Annotated in this window: 18 protein-coding genes; 13 read left to right on the top strand and 5 right to left on the bottom strand. The window is 72.2% G+C overall.

Annotated elements, in window-relative coordinates; genetic code table 11:
* The first annotated feature begins 24 nt into the window (after positions 1-24).
* Entirely contained in the window at positions 25-1,098 is a 1,074-nt protein-coding gene (locus tag ACFYUV_RS03780) for a sulfite oxidase (RefSeq protein WP_387664484.1), read from the top strand.
* A gap of 178 nt (positions 1,099-1,276) precedes the next feature.
* Entirely contained in the window at positions 1,277-2,758 is a 1,482-nt protein-coding gene (locus ACFYUV_RS03775; RefSeq protein ID WP_387664481.1) for a wax ester/triacylglycerol synthase family O-acyltransferase, read from the top strand.
* Here the strand turns inward: ACFYUV_RS03775 and ACFYUV_RS03770 are convergent.
* The gene (locus ACFYUV_RS03770; protein WP_357701039.1) at positions 2,696-3,241 is read right to left on the bottom strand and encodes a helix-turn-helix domain-containing protein; all 546 of its coding nucleotides are present in this window, start codon (positions 3,239-3,241) and stop codon (positions 2,696-2,698) included. The genes ACFYUV_RS03775 and ACFYUV_RS03770 overlap by 63 nt on opposite strands.
* Positions 3,242-3,361: 120 nt before the next feature.
* Between ACFYUV_RS03770 and ACFYUV_RS03765 the strand changes: the two genes are divergently transcribed.
* The 3 genes from ACFYUV_RS03765 to ACFYUV_RS03755 all read left to right on the top strand — a co-directional run bounded on the left by ACFYUV_RS03765 (position 3,362) and on the right by ACFYUV_RS03755 (position 6,446).
* Positions 3,362-3,934 (top strand): TetR/AcrR family transcriptional regulator, encoded by a 573-nt coding sequence (locus ACFYUV_RS03765; protein WP_387664478.1) that lies wholly within the window; start codon positions 3,362-3,364, stop codon positions 3,932-3,934.
* Positions 3,934-5,439: an MFS transporter gene (locus ACFYUV_RS03760; protein ID WP_387664475.1), complete on the top strand. Its 1,506-nt coding sequence runs from the start codon at positions 3,934-3,936 to the stop codon at positions 5,437-5,439. The genes ACFYUV_RS03765 and ACFYUV_RS03760 overlap by 1 nt, the downstream gene beginning before the upstream one ends.
* A 77-nt stretch (positions 5,440-5,516) precedes the next feature.
* Positions 5,517-6,446, top strand: coding sequence for an aldo/keto reductase (locus ACFYUV_RS03755; protein WP_387664472.1), 930 nt, complete (start codon positions 5,517-5,519; stop codon positions 6,444-6,446).
* A 43-nt stretch (positions 6,447-6,489) separates the two neighbouring features.
* Here ACFYUV_RS03755 and ACFYUV_RS03750 read toward each other — a convergent pair whose 3' ends face one another.
* A complete protein-coding gene (locus ACFYUV_RS03750; RefSeq protein ID WP_387664470.1) occupies positions 6,490-7,512 on the bottom strand; it encodes a polyprenyl synthetase family protein in 1,023 nt (340 codons plus the stop codon).
* Positions 7,513-7,635: 123 nt separating this feature from the next.
* On the opposite strand from ACFYUV_RS03750, the gene ACFYUV_RS03745 reads away from it, so the two are divergent.
* The 7 genes from ACFYUV_RS03745 (at position 7,636) to ACFYUV_RS03715 (ending at position 15,189) form a co-directional block, all read left to right on the top strand.
* Positions 7,636-8,970 (top strand): cytochrome P450, encoded by a 1,335-nt coding sequence (locus ACFYUV_RS03745; RefSeq protein ID WP_387664468.1) that lies wholly within the window; start codon positions 7,636-7,638, stop codon positions 8,968-8,970.
* Entirely contained in the window at positions 8,967-9,794 is an 828-nt protein-coding gene (locus ACFYUV_RS03740; protein ID WP_387664465.1) for a hypothetical protein, read from the top strand. Before ACFYUV_RS03745 ends, ACFYUV_RS03740 begins: the two co-directional genes overlap by 4 nt.
* Complete coding sequence (locus tag ACFYUV_RS03735; RefSeq protein WP_387664462.1) at positions 9,791-11,302, top strand: prenyltransferase/squalene oxidase repeat-containing protein; 1,512 nt, start codon at positions 9,791-9,793, stop codon at positions 11,300-11,302. Before ACFYUV_RS03740 ends, ACFYUV_RS03735 begins: the two co-directional genes overlap by 4 nt.
* Before the next feature lie 187 nt (positions 11,303-11,489).
* Positions 11,490-13,793, top strand: coding sequence for a nitrate- and nitrite sensing domain-containing protein (locus ACFYUV_RS03730; RefSeq protein ID WP_387664459.1), 2,304 nt, complete (start codon positions 11,490-11,492; stop codon positions 13,791-13,793).
* Between the two features lie 34 nt (positions 13,794-13,827).
* Entirely contained in the window at positions 13,828-14,247 is a 420-nt protein-coding gene (locus tag ACFYUV_RS03725; protein WP_358285281.1) for a roadblock/LC7 domain-containing protein, read from the top strand.
* A complete protein-coding gene (locus tag ACFYUV_RS03720) occupies positions 14,244-14,621 on the top strand; it encodes a DUF742 domain-containing protein (protein ID WP_352356948.1) in 378 nt (125 codons plus the stop codon). Before ACFYUV_RS03725 ends, ACFYUV_RS03720 begins: the two co-directional genes overlap by 4 nt.
* Positions 14,602-15,189 (top strand): ATP/GTP-binding protein, encoded by a 588-nt coding sequence (locus tag ACFYUV_RS03715; protein WP_352324453.1) that lies wholly within the window; start codon positions 14,602-14,604, stop codon positions 15,187-15,189. Before ACFYUV_RS03720 ends, ACFYUV_RS03715 begins: the two co-directional genes overlap by 20 nt.
* A gap of 145 nt (positions 15,190-15,334) precedes the next feature.
* Here ACFYUV_RS03715 and ACFYUV_RS03710 read toward each other — a convergent pair whose 3' ends face one another.
* The 3 genes from ACFYUV_RS03710 to ACFYUV_RS03700 all read right to left on the bottom strand — a co-directional run bounded on the left by ACFYUV_RS03710 (position 15,335) and on the right by ACFYUV_RS03700 (position 18,645).
* Positions 15,335-16,954 carry a cation acetate symporter gene (locus tag ACFYUV_RS03710; protein ID WP_387665301.1) on the bottom strand — a complete coding sequence of 540 codons (1,620 nt, stop codon included), beginning with the start codon at positions 16,952-16,954 and terminating at the stop codon, positions 15,335-15,337.
* A 17-nt stretch (positions 16,955-16,971) separates the two neighbouring features.
* On the bottom strand, positions 16,972-17,301 hold the full coding sequence (locus tag ACFYUV_RS03705; RefSeq protein ID WP_387664455.1) for a DUF485 domain-containing protein: 330 nt from the start codon (positions 17,299-17,301) through the stop codon (positions 16,972-16,974).
* Between the two features lie 165 nt (positions 17,302-17,466).
* Positions 17,467-18,645 (bottom strand): aminotransferase class I/II-fold pyridoxal phosphate-dependent enzyme, encoded by a 1,179-nt coding sequence (locus ACFYUV_RS03700; protein WP_358285277.1) that lies wholly within the window; start codon positions 18,643-18,645, stop codon positions 17,467-17,469.
* 11 nt (positions 18,646-18,656) lie between these two features.
* Here ACFYUV_RS03700 and ACFYUV_RS03695 point away from each other — a divergent pair, with 11 nt between their 5' ends.
* A complete protein-coding gene (locus tag ACFYUV_RS03695) occupies positions 18,657-19,649 on the top strand; it encodes a LacI family DNA-binding transcriptional regulator (RefSeq protein WP_387664453.1) in 993 nt (330 codons plus the stop codon).
* Positions 19,650-20,779: the final 1,130 nt, after the last annotated feature.

The following is a 20,779-nucleotide window of genomic DNA, read 5'->3' as shown; positions in this document are numbered from 1 at the left end:
TACGTCTTGCGAGAGGTGGCTCCCATGAAGCAAGTCGCGGCGACGATCGTCAAACCGCTGCCCGACCACCTGTTCCGGGTCCACGACGGGAACGCGGAGATGCGGTGGGAGGCGATGTCCGGGGTCGGCTACCACACGCCGAACGACCGCTTCTTCGTCAGGAACCACACCTCCACCCCGCTGATCGACGCCGCCGGCTGGCAGCTCCACCTGCACGGCGCCGGGCTGCGCGGGCCGCGCGCCTTCACCTACGACGAGCTGCTGTCGATGCCCTCGCGCACCCACGACGTGGCCATCGAGTGCGCCGGCAACGGCCGCGCGTTCTACGGCACCCAGCAGGGCGACCCCGCGCCCGGCACCCAGTGGGGCCTCGGGGCCGTCGGCGTGGCGAGGTGGCGCGGCGTGCCGCTGCGCGACCTGCTCGCCGAGGCCGGCCTGCGTCCCGAGGCCGTGGACGTGCTGCCCACCGGCCTCGACGCGCCCTTCGAGGACCACGGCCACGTCCGCCGCCCGCTGCCCGTCGCCAAGGCGGTGCGCGACGTGCTCGTGGCGTACGAGATGAACGGCCGTCCGCTGCCGCCCGACCACGGGTTCCCGGTGCGGCTGGTGGTGCCGGGATGGGTGGGGATCGCCTCCATCAAGTGGCTGGGGGACATCGAGGTCTCGACCAGCAAGCTGTTCACGCCGTGGAACACCGTCTTCTACCGGGACGTCGCGGCGCAGCCCATCAAGAGCGCCTTCGAGCTGCCCTGGGACGCCCGGCTGCCGATCCGCGGCCCGCACGCCTGGCGCGGCCGTCCGGGGCCGCACGTGCTGCGCGGCCGGTCGTGGTCGGGGCGCGGGCGGATCGTCGCGGTCGAGGTCAGCTTCGACGGCGGGCAGTCCTGGCACCCGGCCGAGCACCACGGCCCGCACCTGGTCGGGGCGTGGTTGCCGTGGCACGTCCAGTGGGCGCCGAAGCACACCGGGCCCGCCGTGCTGATGGCCAGGGCCACCGACGAGACCGGCGCCACCCAGCCGCTGCGCACGCCCAAGCACCCCTTCGGCTACTCCTTCGACGCGGTCGTGCGGCATCCGGTGCAGGTGGTCAACGGATAGATAAGTGTCACGAACGCGGCTGAGCTGGCTGTTCATCAGAAAGTGGTTCGGAGGTGTGCATTTCATCTGAAAGACTCTCGCGGAAACGTTACGGAAATGACACCGTGCGAGGCTTTCGCACAAGACGAAGCACCCGTCGAAGAACCCAGTGAAGTACGCAACGGAGAAGGGAGAGCAGATGCGCCAGCTGACCCCGTTGGACGCCCAGTTCCTCCATGTCGAGTCCGAGACCACCGCGGCGCACGTCGCCGGGCTGGCGGTCCTCGACCCGGCCGGCGGCGCGGTGGACCGGGACGCGCTGGCCGAGCTGCTGCTGGACCGCGTCCACCTCTCCCCCGCGCTCAGCCTGCGCCTGGTCGAGGTGCCGTTCGGGCTCGACCGTCCCTACTGGTGCGCCGACCCGGACTTCGACCTGGCCAACCACCTGTTCGAGACGACGCTGCCGGCGCCCGGCGACGACGCCGCGCTGGCCGGGGCGGTGGCCGCGATCCACGAGCGCCGGCTCGACCGGTCGCGTCCGCTGTGGGAGATGCACCTGATCAAGGGGCTGGCGGGCGGCCGGGTCGCGGTCTACACGAAGGTGCACCACGCGGCCATCGACGGCGTGTCGGGCGCGGAGACCCTGGCGACGCTGCTCGACCTGACCCCGGAGGGCGTGCGGGAGCGCGGGCCGCGCCCGGCGCCCCCGCGGCAGGACCCGCCGGGCCTGGTGGAGATGCTGGCCGGGGCCGCCGTGCGCTCGCTCAGCCATCCGGTGCGCGCCGCCCGCTCGGTGGTCAGGGCTGCGGGCGACCTCGACGCGATCCCGCTGGCCGGCGCGCTGCCCGGGGCGCAGGCGATCGCCAGGGCCGCCCGGCTGGTGACCGGCGACCAGAGGCAGCGCCCCGAGCTGCCGGGGCTGACCGCGCCGCGCACGCCGTTCAACGGGCCGATCAGCGCGCGGCGGGAGCTGTCGTTCGGGTCGGTGCCGCTGAAGGAGGTCAAGAAGGTCGCCAAGGCCAACGGCATCAGCGTCAACGACGTGGTGATGGCGCTGTGCGCCTCGGCGCTGCGGTCGTGGCTGGACGAACGGGACGCGCTGCCCGCCGAGCCGCTGGTGGTGGCCGTGCCGGTGTCGGTGCGTACGGGCGGGGCCGCGGACGTGGTCGGGAACCAGATCTCGGCCATGGTGGCGCCGATGCCGACGAACGTCCCCGACGCCGGGGAACGACTGCGGGCGGTCGGCGAGACCATGAGCAGGGCCAAGCGGCGCTTCGCCGTCGCGCCGGCGAGCTGGCTCGGCGAGCTGTGCTCGCTGCTGCCCGCGCCGGTCACCAGCCTGGCCACCCCGGCGATCTTCCGGCTGGCCGGGACGGCGTTCCCGCCGATCAACCTGATCATCAGCAACGTGCCGGGCCCGCAGTTCCCGCTCTACATGTGCGGCGGCCGGGTGCTGGCCTACTACCCGCTGTCGGTGCTGACCGACCTGTCCGGCGGCGTGAACATCACCTGCTTCTCCTACGACGGCATGCTCGACTTCGGCATCGTGGCCTGCCCCGAGCGCGTGGACGACGTGTGGGGCCTGCTCGGCCACCTGCGCGACGCCCTCGACGAGCTGCTAGCCGAGGGCGTGGGCGATGAGTTCGGCGACGGCGTCGGGGTCGATCTGGTGACCGGTTAGCTGGCAGAGGTTCTCCTGGTAGAGCAGCACGGCGGCGAACGTCGCCGCGGCCACCTCCAGGCGGGCCGCGTCGCCGCGCGTGCCGGGCAGCGCCAGCTCCAGGGCGAACCTGGCCCTGCTGATCAGCTCGCCGTTGAGCCGGCCGAGCCGCTCCTTGACCGAGCCGTGCGTGTCGGCCTCGCGGAACAGGATGCGCCGCATCGCCGGTGAGGCCCGCAGCGGCAGCCCGCGCGCCAGCCGGGCCAGCGTGCCGGCCGGGTCGCCGGGCACGGCGTCGACCTCCCGGCCCTCCTCGACCAGCGTGCGCTCGTCGACGAGGGCGACGAGCACGTCGATCTTCCGCGGGAAGTAGTGGAAGATCAGCCCTTTGGGGACTCTCGCGAGCCTGGCGATCACCGCGGTCGGAGTGGCTTCGTAGCCGCCGCCCGCGAACAGTTCCTCGGCCGCGTCCAGGATGCGCGTGCGCGCGTCACCGATCGACACAGCTCGCACCCTAGCGCCACCTGCGGCTTCATCGCCATCCCGTCGGGGCGAGAGCCTGCTGCCCTCCGTCCTCCGTGTAGGATTGAGACGTAAATGTCTCATATTTGACGGAGTTGTCTCATGGTGGTGAGCCGGGAGCAGATCATGACCGCGGCGATCCAGCACCTCAACGAGCATCCGGCCGCCTCGATGGCCCAGCTCGCCGAGGCGGTGGGGATCAGCAGGGCCACGCTCCACCGGCAGTTCAGCAGCCGGGAGGAGCTGATGACGGCGCTCGGCCACCGCGCGCACGACCGGTGGCACGACCTCCAGGTGCGCGCGGACGTGCCGGCCGCCGCCGCCTCCGACGACCCCGACGTGCTCCGCGAGGCCCTGGAGGCCCTGCTGGAGGGGTGGATCGAAGTGGCCGACGAGTACGGATTCGGCCTCACCGACTACGCGATGGCCGTGCACCCGGAGCTGCTGCGCCGCGCCGAGGAGCTGGAGGAGCGCGAGATCGCGCTCTTCGCCGCCGCCCAGCGGGCCGGCCTGCTGCGCGCCGACCTGCCGCCCCGCTGGATCAGCAACACGGTCTACGGCCTGCTCGTGGCCGTCCGGGAGAGCCTGCGGCGCGGCGACGTCGCCCGCCGGGACGTCGCCAGGCTGCTGCGGGAGACGTTCCTGACCGGCGCGGGCGCCGGGGGGTGGTCGTGATGACGGTCACCGGCCTGTCGGCGCGCCGGCGGTGGGCGGGCCTGGCCGTGCTGTCGGCCAGCGTGCTGCTCGTGGTCATGGACATGACCGTGCTGAACGTCGCCCTGCCCGCGATCACCGAGGACCTGCGGCCGACCTCGGTCGAGCTGCTGTGGATGGTGGACGCGTACTCGCTGGTGCTGTCCGGGCTGCTGGTCACGGCGAGCGCGCTCGGCGACCGGTGGGGGCGCAAGCGCATGCTGCTGGCCGGGTTCACCGTGTTCGGGGTGGCCTCGACGGCGGTGCTGCTGGCCGACTCGGCCGCCGAGGTGATCGCCGTACGGGCACTGCTCGGCGTGGGCGGCGCGATGATCATGCCGTCCACGTTGTCGATGATCCGTAACCTGTTCACCGATCCGGGCGAGCGGGCCAGGGCGCTCGGCGTCTGGTCGGCGATGGCGGCGATGGGCGCGGCGCTCGGCCCGATCCTGGGCGGGTTCCTGCTGGAGCACTTCTCCTGGCAGTCGGCGTTCCTGGTGAACGTGCCCGTCATGGCGGCGGCCGTCGTCGCCGGGCTGCTCCTGCTGCCCGAGACGCGCAACCCAAGGCCGGGCCGGTGGGACGCGCTGGCCACCGTCCTGTCGATGGCGGGCATGGCCGCGCTGCTGTACGCGGTCAAGACGTTCGGCAAGGACGGCCTGACCTCGCCCGCCGCCCTGGTCGCCACGGTCGTCGCGGCGGTCGCGCTGGGCTGGTTCGTGGTGCGGTGCACGCGCCGGCCCGATCCGCTGCTGGAGATCAGGCTGTTCCGCAGCGCGCCGTTCTCGGCGGGCGTGGTGACGGCGCTGACCACGTCGATCGCGATGGCCGCCGTGCTGCTGCTGCTCGCGCAGTGGATGCAGCTCGTCCAGGGGTACGCGCCGCTGGAGACGGGCGTGCGGCTGCTGCCGGCCGCGCTGGCCGCGCTGATCGCCTCGCCGCTCGCGCCGGTCCTGGCCGAACGCGTCGGCGCCCGCGTGGTGCTGGCGGGCGGGCTCGCGGTGACGGGGCTGGGGTTCCTGCTGGTGTGCCTGGCGCCCGAGCCGCTGGGCTACTGGCCGGTCGCCGTCGCGCTGGCGCTGATCGGCGCGGGCAACGGCGCGCTGGCCATCGCCTCGGCGGTGATCATGGCCGGTTCGCCGCCGGAGAAGTCGGGCAGCGCGGCGGCCATCGAGGAGACCAGCTACGAGGTGGGCGCGGCGCTCGGCGTGGCGGTGCTGGGCAGCGTGGCCGCCGCGGTCTACCGCAACGCCCTGGACTACGCGGGCCCCGGCGCGGGCGCGGCGCGCGAGTCGCTGGGCGGCGCGCTCGACGTGGCCGCCGAGCTCGGGGCGCAGGGGGCGCGGCTGGTGGAGACGGCCAGGGCCGCCTTCACCGACTCGCTGGCGCTGACCTCGGGGGCGGGGGCGGCGCTGATGCTGGCCGGCGCGCTGGCGGTCTGGCTGCTCACCCCGCGCGCCCTCGACCTGGCCTCCGTGGAGCACTGACCGCACGTCTTCCACCAGCACGGACGTGACCGGGGCGCCGTCCGTGCCTGTTCGCGGGGGGCACGGATAATGGCCGTATGAGATCAATAGGCACGACGGACCTGTCCGTTTTCCCGATATCGCTCGGCACCAACGTCTTCGGCTGGACCGCGGACAAGGAGACCTCGTTCGCGATCCTCGACGCCTACGTCGAGGGCGGCGGCAACTTCATCGACACGGCCGACGTCTACCCCCACTGGGTGACCGGCGAGTCCACGTCCGAGCTGATCATCGGCGAGTGGATGGCCGACCGCGGCAACCGGGACTCGGTGGTCGTGGCCACCAAGGTCGGCATGCTGGAGGGGCTCGAAGGGCTGGCCCCGGCCACCATCCGGACGGCCGTCGAGGACTCGCTGCGCCGTCTGCGCACCGACTACATCGACCTGTACTGGGCGCACGTGGACGACCGCGACACGCCCCTGGTGGAGTCGCTGGCCGCCTTCGACGCCCTGGTCAAGGAGGGCAAGGTGCGCCAGATCGGCGCATCCAACTACGGGCCGGCCCGGCTGGCCGAGGCCCTGCGGATCTCCCGGGACGAGGGGCTGGCCGCGTACGTCGCGCTCCAGCAGCCGTACAACCTGGTCGACCGGGGGTACGAGGGCGAGCTGCGGGACGTGGTGGCCTCGGCCGGCCTGTCGAGCACGCCGTACTTCGGGCTGGCCCGCGGGTTCCTGACCGGCAAGTACCAGCCGGGCGTCACCGTCGACAGCCCGCGGGCCGGGAAGGCGGCCGAGTACCTGGAGACCGAGCACGGGCGCAGGACGCTCGAAGGGCTGCTGAAGGTGGCGGCCGAGCGCGGCGCCGAGCCCGCCTCCGTGGCGCTGGCCTGGCTGGCCGCCCAGCCCACGGTCACCGCGCCGATCGCCAGTGCGCGCGACCCCCGCCAGCTCAAGCCGCTGCTGGCGGCGGCGGAGCTGGAGCTGAGCGAGGAGGAGCTGGCCCTCCTCGACGAGGCCTCCCGCCCCTGATCGGCCGGCGCCGGCCCCTCACGGGCAGCGGCGACCGGCGAGGTCAGCGGGCGCGGCCGGCCAGCGAGAGGCACAGCTCCCTGAGCTCGACGGCGTCGGGGAGGCACTCGTCCAGCACGTCCAGCGCCGCCTTCAGGTGCCGGGCGGCCAGGCGGTCCGCGATCGTCCGGCCGCCCGCCTCCTCGATCAGGCAGGCGGCCAGGGTCAGGGCCGCGTCGTCGGTCTCGCCCGAGGCCAGCGCGTCGGCCAGGCGAGCGGCCGCGGGCTCGCCCGATCCCAGCGCGGCGAGCACCGGCACGGTCTTCTTCCGCAGCCGCAGGTCGCCGTGCACGGGTTTCCCGGTGACCTGCGGATCCCCCCAGATCCCCAGCATGTCGTCGGCGATCTGGAAGGCCACGCCGAGCTCCACCCCCATGCGCCACATGCGCTCGGACAGGTCCGGCCGGCCGCCGAGCGCGACCCCCGCGGCCGCGGCCGCCCCCAGCAGGGACCCGGTCTTGCCCGCCGCCATCTGCGTGTACTCGGCCACGCTCACCTCCTCTGGCCCGCTCCACGGCCTGCTCTCGAAGGCCATGTCGGCGGTCTGGCCCTGGACCAGCTCGACGAGGGCCGCCGACAGGTGGCGCATCGCCTCGGGGCGGTCGGCGAGCCGGGCGACGGCCAGGGCCAGCAGCGCGTCCCCGGCCAGCAGGGCGGGCCCCACCCCGTACGCCTTCCACAGGGCGTCCCGGTGCCTGCGCTGCTCGTCCTGGTCGATGATGTCGTCGTGCACGAGCGAGAAGGCGTGCACGAGCTCGATCGCGACGGCTCCCGGCAGCGCCTGTTCGGCGGTGCCGCCGACGGCCTCGGCGCTGAGGATGGCCAGGGCCGGGCGCACGCTCTTGCCGCCGGTCCCCTCGTCCGGCCGTCCGGCGGCGTCCGACCAGCCCAGGCTGTAGGAGACCATGGCGGCCCCCCAGGGATGCAGACCCTCGACCGCGGCTCGCATGGCGGGCTCCACCAGGCGACGACAGCGGGCGATCACGTCGGCGTCCGACAACCGGGCGCCGGGGTGGCTGAGGTTCACGAGATGCTCCTGCCAATGTTCGATCTTGAATCTACATGCACGCTCATGTGATACTCCAGCCTAGGTTTTTACGTTCGTCATCAAATGTCCGTTATGTAAGACGGGCGCAAGGGAGACACACTCGTGGCGGATACTGCCACTGCCACCAGGACTATCCCTTTCCTCACCAGGCTCACCAGACACCGGGTACCGGTCCACGCGCTCGAAGCGGCCGGCGCCGAAGCCGGCGGCCGGGTCGTACGCCTGAACATGGGCCCCTTCCGCCCCTACCTCGTCACCCACCCCGACCACGTCGAGCAGGTGCTCACCACCAACCAGGCCAATTACCTGCGCGAGGGCATGTTCTGGGATCCGCTCGCGCCGCTGCTCGGCAAGGGGATCCTGTCCGACGGCGAGAACTGGGCCGAGAGCCGCCGCATCCTCCAGCCGCTGTTCACCGCCCGGCACGTCAACGCCATGGCCGAGAACATGGCACGGATCATGGACGAGCTGATCGACACGACCGTCGTCCCCGGGCGGCCGTTCGACGTGGCCAAGGGCATGTCGGCCATCGTGCACCCGGTGATCGTGCGGCTGTTCTTCGGGGCGAAGATCTCGCTGGAGGACATCAACCGGCTGGTGCCCGCCTACGACGTCGCCGTCACCGCCAAGGCGCTGCGCCTGGTGCTGCCGTTCGTGCCGGAGCAGGTCCCGATGCCCGGCGACCGGGCGTTCAGGCGGGCGATCAAGGCCATCGACGAGGTCGTCTACCCCCGCATCGCCGAGGCCCGCGCCCAGCGGCAGGAAGGCGACGACGTCGTCTCGCGCCTGGTCAGGGCCCGGACGCAGGACGGCGGCGCCGACGTGGACCGCCGGATCCGGGACGACCTCGTCGCCATGCACGGCGCCTCGACCGAGACCTCGACCACCGCGCTGTCCTGGGTCTGGCCGGTGCTCCAGGCTCATCCGGAGATCGCCGCCAAGGTGTACGACGAGGTGGACCGCGTCGTCGGGGACGACCCCGTCGGCATCGGCCATCTGCCGCGCATGCCGTACCTGAAGATGTTCGTCAGCGAACTGATGCGGCTCTACCCCTCCGGCTGGATCCTGCCCCGCACGGCGTTCGCGACCGACGTGATCGGCGGGGTCACCGTCGAGGCGGGTTCCACGGTGATCCTCAGCCCGTACCTGACGCACCGGCTGGCCGAGTTCTGGGACCGTCCCACCACGTTCGACCCCGAGCGCTTCGCGCCGGACGGCGCCGCGCCGCGCCACCGCTACGCCTACTGGCCCTTCGCCGCCGGGCCGCACGTGTGCCTCGGGCAGCACCTGTTCGCGATGGAGGCGCCGCTGCTCATCGCCGGCATCCTGCGCAGGTACCGCCCCCACGTGCACCTGGACCGGCCGCCCGTCCCGCGCCTGGCCTCCTCGCTGCGCCCGCCGCGCGGCCTGACCATGACGCTGGAGGCGCGGCGGTGAACGCCTTCGACACCGGCCGCGCCTGCGCGCTGGCCGTGTCCGGCGGCCGGGAGCTGGCCCGGCACGCCGCGCGCTTCGGCGACCTGTTCCCGGCCGCCGCTTTCGACGCCGGGCTCTACACCTCGCTCGGGCTGGCGAGCGCGTTCGGCTCGCCCTGGGCGACGGCCGCGGAACTGCGGGCGATCAACCGGGCCTCGCTGCTGGTGTTCGCCGCCGACCGGCTGATCGACCACGAGGCCGGTACGCGCGAGGAGGTCGCCGCGCTGATCGCCGACTGCCTGTCGCCGGCCCCCGCCGCCCCCGCCGGGGCCTTCGCCGCCGACCTGCGGGCGACGCTGGGCAGCACGCCGGAGCTCGAAGCCGCCTGGCGCGACCAGCTCGGCCGCATGCTCACCGCCATGGCCCGCGAATGGGAGTGGAGCCGCGCCGACCGGCCGCCCGCCGTCGAGGAGTACCTGGCGAACGCCGGCAGTTGCGGCGCGTACTTCGTGGCCGTCTCCCACTGGATCGCGACCGGGCAGGTGGGCGCGCCCGACTCCCTGGAGCTCCTGCGCCCGGCCGGAGAGGCGGTGCAACGGTACCTGCGCCTGCTCAACGACCTGGCCACGCACCACCGGGAGAAGGCGTACGGCGACCTCAACGCCTTCGCCCTCGGCATGACCCACGACGAGGTGACCGGGCGGATGGCCGCGCTGGCCCGCGAGGCGCACGCGCTGATCGGCCCCCTGCGCGACGCCCATCCGCGCCCGGCCTCGTACCTGACATGGCAGCTTGACTACAGCGCCGGCTTCTACGGCCTGTCCGACTTCTGGGCGACGACGTGAACCTCTCCGAACAGGCCGGCCTCCTGGTGGGCGAGCTGATGGCGCAGCCGTGGGGCCAGGTGTCGCCGTCGGTCTACGAGACCGGGCGCCTGGTCTCGCTCGTCCCCGACCTGGCCGGGCACCGCGAGCGGGTGGCGTACCTGCTGGCCGGGCAGCGCGGCGACGGCGCGTGGGGCCCTCCCGACGGCTACGCGCTGGTGCCCACGCTGAGCGCCACGGAGGCCCTGCTCAGCGCGGTCGCGCGCGGCGACGGCGACCCCGGCGCGCTGCTCCCGGCGGTCAAGGCGGGACTGGAGGCGTTGCGTCCGATGCTGGCCGAGGCGTCGGACCTGCCGGACACGCCGGCCATCGAGCTGATCGTCCCGGCCCTCGTCCGGCTCGTGAACGAGCACGTGGACGGGCCGCCCCTGCCCCTGCCGCCCGGCATGGACACCACGCGGCTCGGCCGGATCAGGCGGCTGCTGGAGTCGGGCGGCGAGCCGCCGCAGAAGGTCCAGCACGTGCTGGAGGTCGTGGGCGCGACGGGCGGGGTGCGGCCCACGCCCATCGGCACCGTCGGCGCCTCGCCGGCCGCGACGGCCGCCTGGCTGTCGGCCCGGCCCGAGGCGGAGGGCGCGGGGCCGGCCAGGCACCACCTGGAGGCCGTCGCCCTCCGGTACGGCGGCCCGGTGCCCGTGGGCCTGCCGATCACCGTCTTCGAACGGGCCTGGGTGCTGAGCTGGCTGCTCAGGGCGGGCGTGCCGGTGGACGTGCCGCCGGAGATGGCCGCCGACCTGAGGGCCGCCATCGGGCCCGAGGGCACCCCCGCGGGAGCCGGCCTGCCCGCCGACGCGGACACCACCAGCGTCGCGCTCTACGCCCTGGCCCTGCTCGGGGTGCCGCACGAGCCCTCGTCGCTGGCGGCCTTCGACGCCGGCGCGCACTTCTGCACCTGGCAGGGCGAGGACGGCTCCTCCGTCAGCGTCAACGCTCACGTGCTCGACGCGCTGGGCCAGTACGCGCGGGCCAGGCCCGCGGCGGCGCGGCCGTACCGGGCGCGGATCGAGCGGGTGGCGCGCTGGCTGGCCGAGCGGCAGCGGCCGGACGGGAGCTGGAGCGACAGGTGGCACGCCTCGCCGTACTACGCCACGCTGAGCTGTGTGCTGGCGCTGGGCGAGTTCGGCGGCCCCCGGCACGCCGAGGCCGTGCGCCGGGCCCGGGAGTGGATCCTGTCGACCCAGCGGGCCGACGGATCCTGGGGCCGGTGGGCGGGCCGGCCGGAGGAGACGGCGTACGGGATGCAGGCTCTCCTGCTGTCCGGTCCCGAGCCGGACGAACGATGCGAACGGGCCGCGCGACGCGGTTATGAGTACCTGATTCGGTCGGCCAATTTATCCGACTATCCACCACTGTGGCATGACAAGGACCTTTACTCGCCGACAGCCATCGTGCGGGCCGCGGTCATCGCCGCTCAGCATGTCACAATATGTCACACCGAAGGAAATTCCAGGTGTGAAAATAGGACATAGTACGCCTTATGGTGCTCTAGCGTGTTGAGGCAGTATTCAGGCGTTGCTAGGGTGACCCGAGTGTCGGAATCCTGGAGTACCTCTTTCTCCGTCTTGACATGGCCTGCTGACCGAGTGGTTTTTTCTTCCGGAGGGCTTCATGCGCTTCCGTAATGCCAGTGTGCGGGCCAAAGTCACGGCGCTAATCGTGTCGCTCACCCTCCTGTGGGCGTTCGCGGCGTGGGTCACGCTGAGAGAGGGCGTCAACCTGCTCTGGGCGGCGACCGTCGACAGCAGGATCGTCGAGCCGAGCGAGCCGCTGCTGGTCGAGCTGCAGCGTGAGCGCCGGCTGACCGTCGCCCACCTCGGCGCGGGCTCGCGGACCGTCGACAAGGGCATGCGCGACCAGCGGGCCAAGACCGACTCCCTGCGCGCGGAGTTCACCTCCACGGCCCAGGGCAACGTGGTCGATCTCGCCTCCGACGAGCCGCTGCTCGAACACATCGCCGAGGTCAACGTCGAGCTGGACAAGCTCGTCGCGGCACGGAAGGCGATCGACAGCGGCAAGGCGGACCTGTCCCAGGCGACGCGGCAGTACAACAACGCCATCGACGCGATGTACCGCATGTACGACTCCGTGGCCGCCTTCGACGACAAGGAGATCGCCAAGATCGGCCGTACGCTGTCGGACATGTCCCGCTCGCGGGAGTTCCTGGCCCGGGAGGACGCGCTCCTGTCCGGTGTCTTCGCCAAGGGCGCGTTCACCGAGAACGAGCACGCCGAGTTCGTCAAGACGTCGGGAATCTTCCACTACACGCTGACCGCGGCGCTGGACAGCCTGCCCGACGAGGACAGGGCCGGGTTCGACGCGTGGCTCAAGAGCGAGTCCGTCGTGCGGCTGCAGGCCATGGAGGCGCAGCTCGTCCAGCACCAGCCGGGCATGGGCCCGCTGCCGATGAGCGGCGAGAGCTGGCGCGTGGCGGCCGACGGGACGCTCGCCGGCATGCAGGCCACCACCCTGGCGGGCGGCGACCGCCTGTACGACCGGATCGTCCCCGTCGCCATCGGCGTCATCGTACGGCTGCTCCTGGCCGGTGGTCTCGGCCTGATCGCCGTCATCGCCTCGATCGTGTTGTCCATCACCACGACCAGGCAGTTGCTCGCCCAGCTGCAGAAGCTGCGCGACGCCGCGCACGAGCTGTCCGACGAGCGCCTGCCCGGCATCGTCGAGCGCATCGGCCACGGCGAGGAGGTGGACGTCGCCAAGGAGGCGCCCGCGCTGGAGTTCGGCGACGACGAGATCGGCCAGGTGGGCCAGGCGTTCAACACCATGCAGCACACCGCCGTCAGCGTCGCGGCCGAGCAGGCCGAGCTGCGCCGCAGCATCCGCGACATCCTGCTCAGCCTCGCCCGCCGCACCCAGGGCCTGGTGCACCGGCAGCTGACCGTCCTCGACGTGATGGAGCGCCGGGAGACCGACCCCGAGGAGCTGAAGGAGCTCTTCCGCCTGGACCACCTGGCCATCCGGATGCGGCGCAACGCCGAGAACCTGATCGTCCTGTCCGGTTCGTCACCCGCCCGTACGTGGCGGCGGGCCGTCCCCATGGTGGACGTGGTGCGCGGCGCGCTGGCCGAGGTCGAGGACTACACCCGCGTCACGCTCATGCCGATGGGCGAGGTCGTGCTCGTCGGCCGGGCCGTCGGTGACGTCATCCACCTGCTGGCCGAGCTGATCGAGAACGCCGTGTCGTTCTCGCCGCCGTACACGAACGTGCAGGTCAGCGGCCAGCTCGTGGCCAACGGGTACGTCATCGAGATCGAGGACCGCGGGCTCGGCATGAAGCCCGAGGACCTCGACGCGGCCAACGAGCGCATCGCCGACCCGCCGGAGTTCCGCATCTCCGGGACCGCCCGGCTGGGGCTCTACGTGGTCAGCCAGCTCGCCCGGCGGCACGACATCCAGGTCGTGCTCAAGCCCTCCCCGTACGGGGGCACCACGGTCGTGGTGCTGCTGCCGCAGGAGCTCGTCGAGCTCGACCCGGCGCCGCGGCACCCCGAGGGCGACACCCGGCCGAGCCTGCCGCGCCGGACCAGCACCGGTACCACGCTGGCGACGGTCGCGCGGCCCGCCGAGAACGTGCGCACCCTGACCCCGCCGCGTCCCGCCCCCATGTCCGCACCCGCCCCCACCCCCGCCCCGCTCCACGCGGTGGCCACCCCCTTCCCGGCACCAGCACCCTCGCCTTCACCTGAACCAGAACCGCCCGCGGAACCGGAGCAGCAGCCTGTGACCGAGTTCACGCCGTCCGGCCTGCCGTTCCGAGTCCCTCAGGCCAACCTGGCGCCAGCGCTGCGGGACGACACGCCGACGCAGCCCGACTTCGAGGAGGACGATGACGAGCGCTCGCCCGAGGAGATCCGCGCCATGATGGGATCCCTGCAGTCAGGCACCCGTCTTGGCCGCAACGAGGCGGCCAGGCTGATGGAAGAGCAGCCGGGAGGCGAGGCATGACCGCCGCGGCCCGGCTCCCGACGGGAGGCCCGACATGACGCCCACCGCGGGCACCGACCTCAACTGGCTGCTCGACGACCTGATCGGCCGGATCAAGGAGGCCGAGCACGCCATCGTGCTGTCCTCCGACGGCCTGCTCATGGCCTCGTCCGCCGGTCTGCAGCGCACCGACGGGGAGCACCTGTCGGCCGTCGCCTCCGGCCTGCAGAGCCTGGCCAAGGGCGTCGCGGACCACATCGCCGGCGGCGCGGTGCGGCAGACGGTCGTGGAGTGGAAGTCGCAATTCCTGATCGTGACGACCGCGGGCGAACGCGCCTGCCTGGCCGTCCTGTGCGCTCAGAACGCCGACATCGGGCTGGTGGCGTACGAGATGGCGATGCTGGTGGCGCGGGTCGGCCAGTACCTCACCTCCGGCGCGCGCAACGCCGAGGCCGTCGCCAGGAGCGACCGGTGAGCACCACGGAGGAGTCCACGGACGAACACTGGATAGATCCGGAGATCATCCGGCCCTACGTCGTCACGCGCGGGCGGACCCAGCCCGCGCACGGCAAGTTCGACCTCATCTCCATGGCGCTGGCGGTGGGTCCGCCGCCGGGCCCCGACGCCGGGCTGGACCCCGAACACCTGCGCATTCTCCAGCTCTGCCGTGAACCCAAGTCCGTCGCCGAGATAGCCGCGCACCTCAACCTGCCGGCCGGCACGATCCGCGTGCTGCTCGGCGACCTGTTCGACCGCGAACTCGTCTCTGCCCAGGAACCGCAATCCGAGGTGGACATGCATGACATGAAGATGTACAGGGCGGTGCTCGATGGTCTTCGCTCGCTCTGAGCGCCCGCGCCTCCCGACGGCGATCAAGATCCTGATCGCCGGAGGGTTCGGGGCGGGCAAGACGACGATGGTCGGAGCCGTGTCCGAGACCCGGCCGTTGCGCACCGAGGAGGTGCTGACCGACCGCAGCGTGGGCGTCGACGACCTGACCTCCGTGGAGGCCAAGCGCACCACCACGGTGGCCATGGACTTCGGGCGCATCACCCTGGGCACCGACTACGTCCTGTACCTGTTCGGCACCCCCGGCCAGGAACGTTTCTGGTTCGTGTGGGACGAGCTGGCCGAGGGCTCCCTGGGGGCCGTCATCCTGGCCGACACCCGCCGCCTGGCCGACTGCTTCCCCTCGGTCGACTACTTCGAGCGGCGCGGGACGCCGTTCGTGGTGGCGGTGAACTGCTTCGAGGGGTCGCCGACGTTCGAGCTGGACGAGGTGCGGCTGGCGCTGCAGCTCAACCCGTCGATCCCGATCGTGATGTGCGACGCGCGGAAGCGGGACTCCAGCCGCGAGGTGTTGATCACGCTGGTCAAGCACTCGGCGCGGCTGCGCGCGGAGCCGGTCGGAAGCTGACCGGGCCGGCGGGCCCGTCCGTCCCTCGCGGGCAGGCGGGTCCGCCGGGCTCGTTCAGGGCGTCCACCGGCGGGGTGCGGCTGGTCTCGCACGCGGACGGGGCCCGGCCGGTGAGCGGCCGGGCCCCGTCACGCACAGGGCGGGGTCAGTGCTCGGTGGCCTTCTCGGCGCCCACGCCGGTCAGCGAGCGCACCTCGATCTCGGCGTACTTGGCGGCGTTGTACTCCTTGCTGAGGATCGTGCCCAGCCAGCCGAACAGGAAGCCGAGCGGGATGGAGACGATGCCCGGGTTGCTCAGCGGGAACCAGTGGAAGTCCACGCCGTGGATCAGCGCGGTCACCGCGGCGCCCGCGGGCGGCGGCGGGGCCGAGACCACCGGCGAGAAGATCACCAGGATCAGCGCGGAGCCGAGTCCGCCGTAGATGGCCGCGACCGCGCCCGCCGTGTTGAACCTCTTCCAGAACAGGCTGTAGAGGATCGCCGGCAGGTTGCCCGAGGCCGCGATGGCGAAGGCCAGGGCGACCAGGAACGCCACGTTCTGGCCCTGGGCGAGGATGCCGAGGCCGATCGCGATGGCGCCGATGACCAGCGCCGAGACGCGGGCCACCACGACCTCCTGCCGCTCGCTGGCGCCGCCGCGCTTGAAGACGTGCGCGTACAGGTCGTGGGCGAAGCTGGAGGAGGAGGCCAGGGTCAGGCCGGCGACGACGGCCAGGATCGTGGCGAAGGCGACGGCGCCGATGAGCGCGAGCAGGATCGTGCCGCCGACGTCGCCGAAGATCTGCGCGCCGATCCGCTCGGCGAGCAGCGGGGCGGCGGTGTTGGCCGCCTTGTCGGCCTTGAGGATGTCGGTCTTGCCGACGATGGCCGCCGCGCCGAAGCCGAGCACCAGGGTCAGCAGGTAGAACACGCCGATGATGCCGATGCCCCACAGGACCGACTTGCGGGCGTCCTTGGCGGTGGGGACGGTGTAGAAGCGGATGAGGATGTGCGGCAGGCCCGCCGTGCCGAGCACCAGCGCGAGGCCGAGGCTGATCAGGTCGATCTTGCCCGCGAGCCCCTGGGCGTCGGTGCCGTACTTCAGGCCCGGGATGAGGAAGTTGCCGGGGTTGGCCTTCGGGCCGCTGGTGGCGGCGGCCTGGCCGAGCAGGGACGACAGGTTGAAGCCGAACTTGCCCAGCACCAGCAGCGTCACCAGCGCGGCGCCGGTCATCAGCAGCACGGCCTTGACGATCTGGACCCAGGTGGTGCCCTTCATGCCGCCGAACACCACGTAGACGATCATCAGCGCGCCGACGCCGATGATCGTCCAGACCTTGCCGGCCTCGCTGGTGATGCCGAGCAGCAGGCCGACCAGCGCGCCCGCGCCGACCATCTGGGCCAGCAGGTAGAAGATGCTGACCACGATCGTGGACACGCCCGCCGCCGTGCGCACCGGGCGCGGGCTCATCCGGAACGCCAGCACGTCGGCCATGGTGAACTTGCCGGAGTTGCGCATCAGCTCGGCCACCAGCAGCAACGCCACCAGCCAGGCGACCAGGAACCCGATGGAGTACAGGAACCCGTCGTAGCCGGAGACGGCGATGATGCCGGCGATGCCGAGGAAGGAGGCGGCCGACATGTAGTCGCCGCCGATCGCCAGGCCGTTCTGGACGCCGCTGAAGGACCGGCCGCCCGCGTAGTAGTCGGCGGCCGTCTTGGTCTGGCGGCTGGCCCAGAACGTGATGGCCAGGGTGCCGGCGACGAAGGTGAGGAAGAGGATCATCCCCAGGGTCGTGGAACTCACTGCGTCTTCTCCTCGACCTCGTGACGGAGCTTGTCGGCGATCGGGTCGAGCTTCCTCTCGGCGTGCCGGGCGTACGCCCACGCGATGAGGAACGTCGAGACGAACTGCAGCAACCCGAAGATCAGCCCGACGTTGACATCGCCGAACAACTTGATGCCCATGAAGCCGCGGGCCCAGCCGGACAGCACCACGTACAGCAGGTACCACACCAGGAAGGCCACCGTCATGGGGAAGGTCCAGCGGCGGAAACGCCGCTTCAACTCCTGGAACTCACTGCTCTCCTGAACCTGTTCATAGACGGACGCGTCATGTTCTTGGGTCGTCACGAGACCTCCACTGTGATGCGGATCACGCTCAACGTAAGAGCGCAACCTACCCGTCGTGGAGAGCCGTGGGGGTGCTGTTCGGCGAGCCGCTCGCGTACCGCGATTAGTTGGGGATGGCCTGCGGTGAAAGGTCTGTTCGGCGCGATGAGCGGTCGGGTATTCCGTTCACCCCGATATCGGACGCGGCGGGCCGGGCAGGGCGCTCAGCGCCTGATCCAGGTCCTCGACGAGGGTCGCGGCGGGCTCCAGGCCGATCGACAGGCGGGCCAGGCCGACGGGGATGCCCATGGTGGCCCGTACGCTCTCCTCGACGGTCAGGGCGGGAGCGTTGACCAGGCTCTCGAAGCCTCCCCAGGACACCCCGATCCTGAAATGTCGCAATTTATCGAGGAAAAGTGCGGCTTGTTGGCGATCGTCCGTGGCGAGTTCGATGCTGAACAGGCTGGAGAAGCCGGACATCTGCCGCAACGCGGTCGCATGGCCCGGATGCGAGGGCAACCCCGGATGGTTCACCGCCCGTACGGCGGGATGCCCCTCCAGGAACGCCGCCACGGCGAGCCCCCGCTCCTGGTGGGCGGCCATGCGCACGGGCAGCGTGCGCAGCCCCTTGATCACCTTGGCCGCGTCGTGCGGCGACATGGCCGCGCCGTAGAGCTGGTACTCCGTCAGCGCCAGCGGCCGGATCAGCCGGGCCGGCCCGACCACCACGCCGCCGACCAGGTCGCTGTGCCCGCCGACGTACTTGGAGAGCGAATGCACGACCAGGTCCACGCCCAGCGTCAGCGGTTTCTGGAACAGCGGCGTGGACCAGGTGTTGTCCATGACCGTGACGAGCCCGCGCCCGCGCGCCCAGGCCGCCACCTCGGCGATGTCCACGATCGCGTACGCCATGTAGGAGGGCGACTCGAAGTAGAGTAGGCGGGTACTCGCCCTGATAGCGCTGTCACATCCCGCGAGGTCGTCGACGTGCGTATGCGTGACGCCGTACTTCTCCAGGTAGCGCAGGAACTGCGTGGTCGGCCCGTACACCGCGCCGAGCACCAGCACGTGGTCGCCGGCGGAGACGAGCGAGGAGATCGTCGCCGAGATGGCGCCCATCCCCGAGCCGAAGCACTTGGCCCGCTCACCGCGCTCCAGCGCGGCCAGCTTGCGCTGCGCCACGTCGACGGTCGGGTTGGTGCCGCGGCCGTAGACGTACCGCTCGTCCTCGTCCCGGATCGCGGCTCCCAGCTCGGCCGCCGTCCCGAAGGTGAACAACGAGTTCTCGAACACCGGCGGGTTCACCGCGCCCAGTGTCCACGGCTCGTCCTCGCCCATCCGGCCGCAGATCCATTCATCCTCCATGGGGGCAGACTATGACAACGCGTAAGCCCACCATGGCGGACGTCGCCCGGCACGCGGGCGTCAGCCTGAAGACGGTGTCCCGCGTGGTCAACCAGGAGCCGCACGTCCGGGCCTCGCTGCAGCAGCGGGTGCACGACTCGATCAGCGCGCTCGGCTTCCGCCGAAACGAGGCCGCCGCCCGGCTGGCCCGCGGTGCGACCATGCTCACGCTCGGCCTGGTGATGGAGAACATCTCCAACGAGTTCTACGCCCGCCTCGCCGCCGCGGTGGAGGCGTCCGCGGCCGAGCACGAGGCGCTGGTGGTGTTCGGTTCGTACGAGGAGCGTCCGGACAAGGAGCGCATGCTGATCGAGTCGATGCACGCGCGGGGCGTGGACGCGCTGATCGTCGTGCCCTCGCCGGCCGACCACTCCTGGCTGGCCGAGCACGTCGGCCCGCGCACGGTCTTCGTCGACCGCGTGCCGCGCGGGCTCGACCGGGCCGACGTGGTCAGGCTCGACGACGAGCGCGGCGGCCGGACGGCCACCGCGCACCTGCTCGCCCACGGGCACCGCCGCATCGCGCTGATCTCCGACGACGACGGGCTGAGCTCGGTGCACGACCGGGCCCGCGGCTACCGGGCGGCGCTGCACGAGGCGGGCGCGGCGGCCGACGAGGCGCTGGTGGTGCGCGGGGTGTTCGATCCCGGGCGGGTGTCGTACGAGGTGGGGCGGCTGCTCGACCTGCCCGACCCGCCGACGGCGTTCTTCGCGACGAACAACCGGGCGGCGATCGGCGTGCTGGAGGCGTTGCGGGAGCGTCCCGAGCGGCCGGCGTACGTGGGGTTCGACGACTTCGCGCTGGCCGGCCTGTTCAGCCCGGGGGTGACGGTGGTGCGGTACGACATCGGCCGGCTGGCGCGCGGCGCGGTGGAGCTGCTGCTGGATCCCGTCCGCGAGCCGCGGCGGATCACGGTTCCCGTGGAGCTGGTCGTCCGGGGGTCCGGGGAGTTGCCGCCTGCCTGACCTTCCGGTCAAACCTCCCCCAAGTCCCCTTATGTCGGAGCCTGATGGGATACGGGAGGGGTAATCGCAGGTCATGGCCGAGAGCAGCCCGTACCGCGATGACCGTACGCCCGAGGAGCAGGCGCTCGGCTCCGGCGCGTCGGCGCCCGCCCGTCCGAACCCTGAGGTCTGCCTGGAGATCTCCGAGATGCGGGTGGAGGAGGCCGGGCCGGAGGGCCGGGCCCCGGGTGTCCGGCGCGACGGCGCGCGGGCGACGCTGCGGGTGCGGCTGGACGACCTGGCGCACCTCATCGACCACCTCCTGAACGCCGCCCCCCACCTCCTGGACCACCTGCCCTCGACCACCGCCACTCCCCCACCCCGCACCGCCCGCCACGCCTTCCCCACCACCACCCCACCCTCCACGCCCACCCCCACCCTTCGGGACTCCCTGTCCTCGGGGAGGACCGCTGCGGGGACGCCTGCCTCGGCGGCGCGGGAAGGCGGGGTGCGGGGAGGCCGACCGGAGGAGGGCGGCGGGGTGCGGCGGGGGTGGCCGAGGGGTGGCGCCCCCTCCTGGCGACCGGAGCGGAAGCACGCGGGCGACCTGGGAGCGGCCACCGGACGGACCATCCACCACGCGGCCCCCGGCGAGGAGGCCCCGCACACCGTCCCGGGACACGAGGTGCTCGACGTCGAGACCCACGCCGGCACGGCCGCCAGACCCATGACCGAACAGGCCGCCCGGCCCAGCGACGCCTCCCACCCCACGCCCCCGACCAGACCGTACTTCGCCCCCGACGAGGGAACCCTCCCAGACGAGCCCTTCCGTCAGGCCCAGGACGTCATGCCCTCGACTGCGGGCAGTCGTTCCCGCGCGGACCGGTCCGGCGGCCGGGACCCGGGGCCCGGCCGTTCCAGGACACCGCCCACCGGCGTCGGTCACCGCCCGGGGCTGGACCCTCCGCCGCAGGAGCCGTCCCATCCGGGCCTCGCCCACCGGATACCGTCCCAACCCGGCCCTCGGTCACAGGCGCCGGCCCAGCCCGCCCACGCGCCGCAAGCGTCAGCCCAGCAGCACCAGCCCGGCCGGCCCGCGCCCCATCCCGGTGGCACGCCGCAGGAGTGGACCCGTCCGCACGTCCCATCCC

The sequence above is a fragment of the Nonomuraea sp. NPDC003560 genome, from assembly GCF_042878785.1.
Taxonomy (GTDB): domain Bacteria; phylum Actinomycetota; class Actinomycetes; order Streptosporangiales; family Streptosporangiaceae; genus Nonomuraea.
Note: the sequence above shows the minus strand (reverse complement) of the source record. Positions and strands in the feature narration are given on the sequence as shown.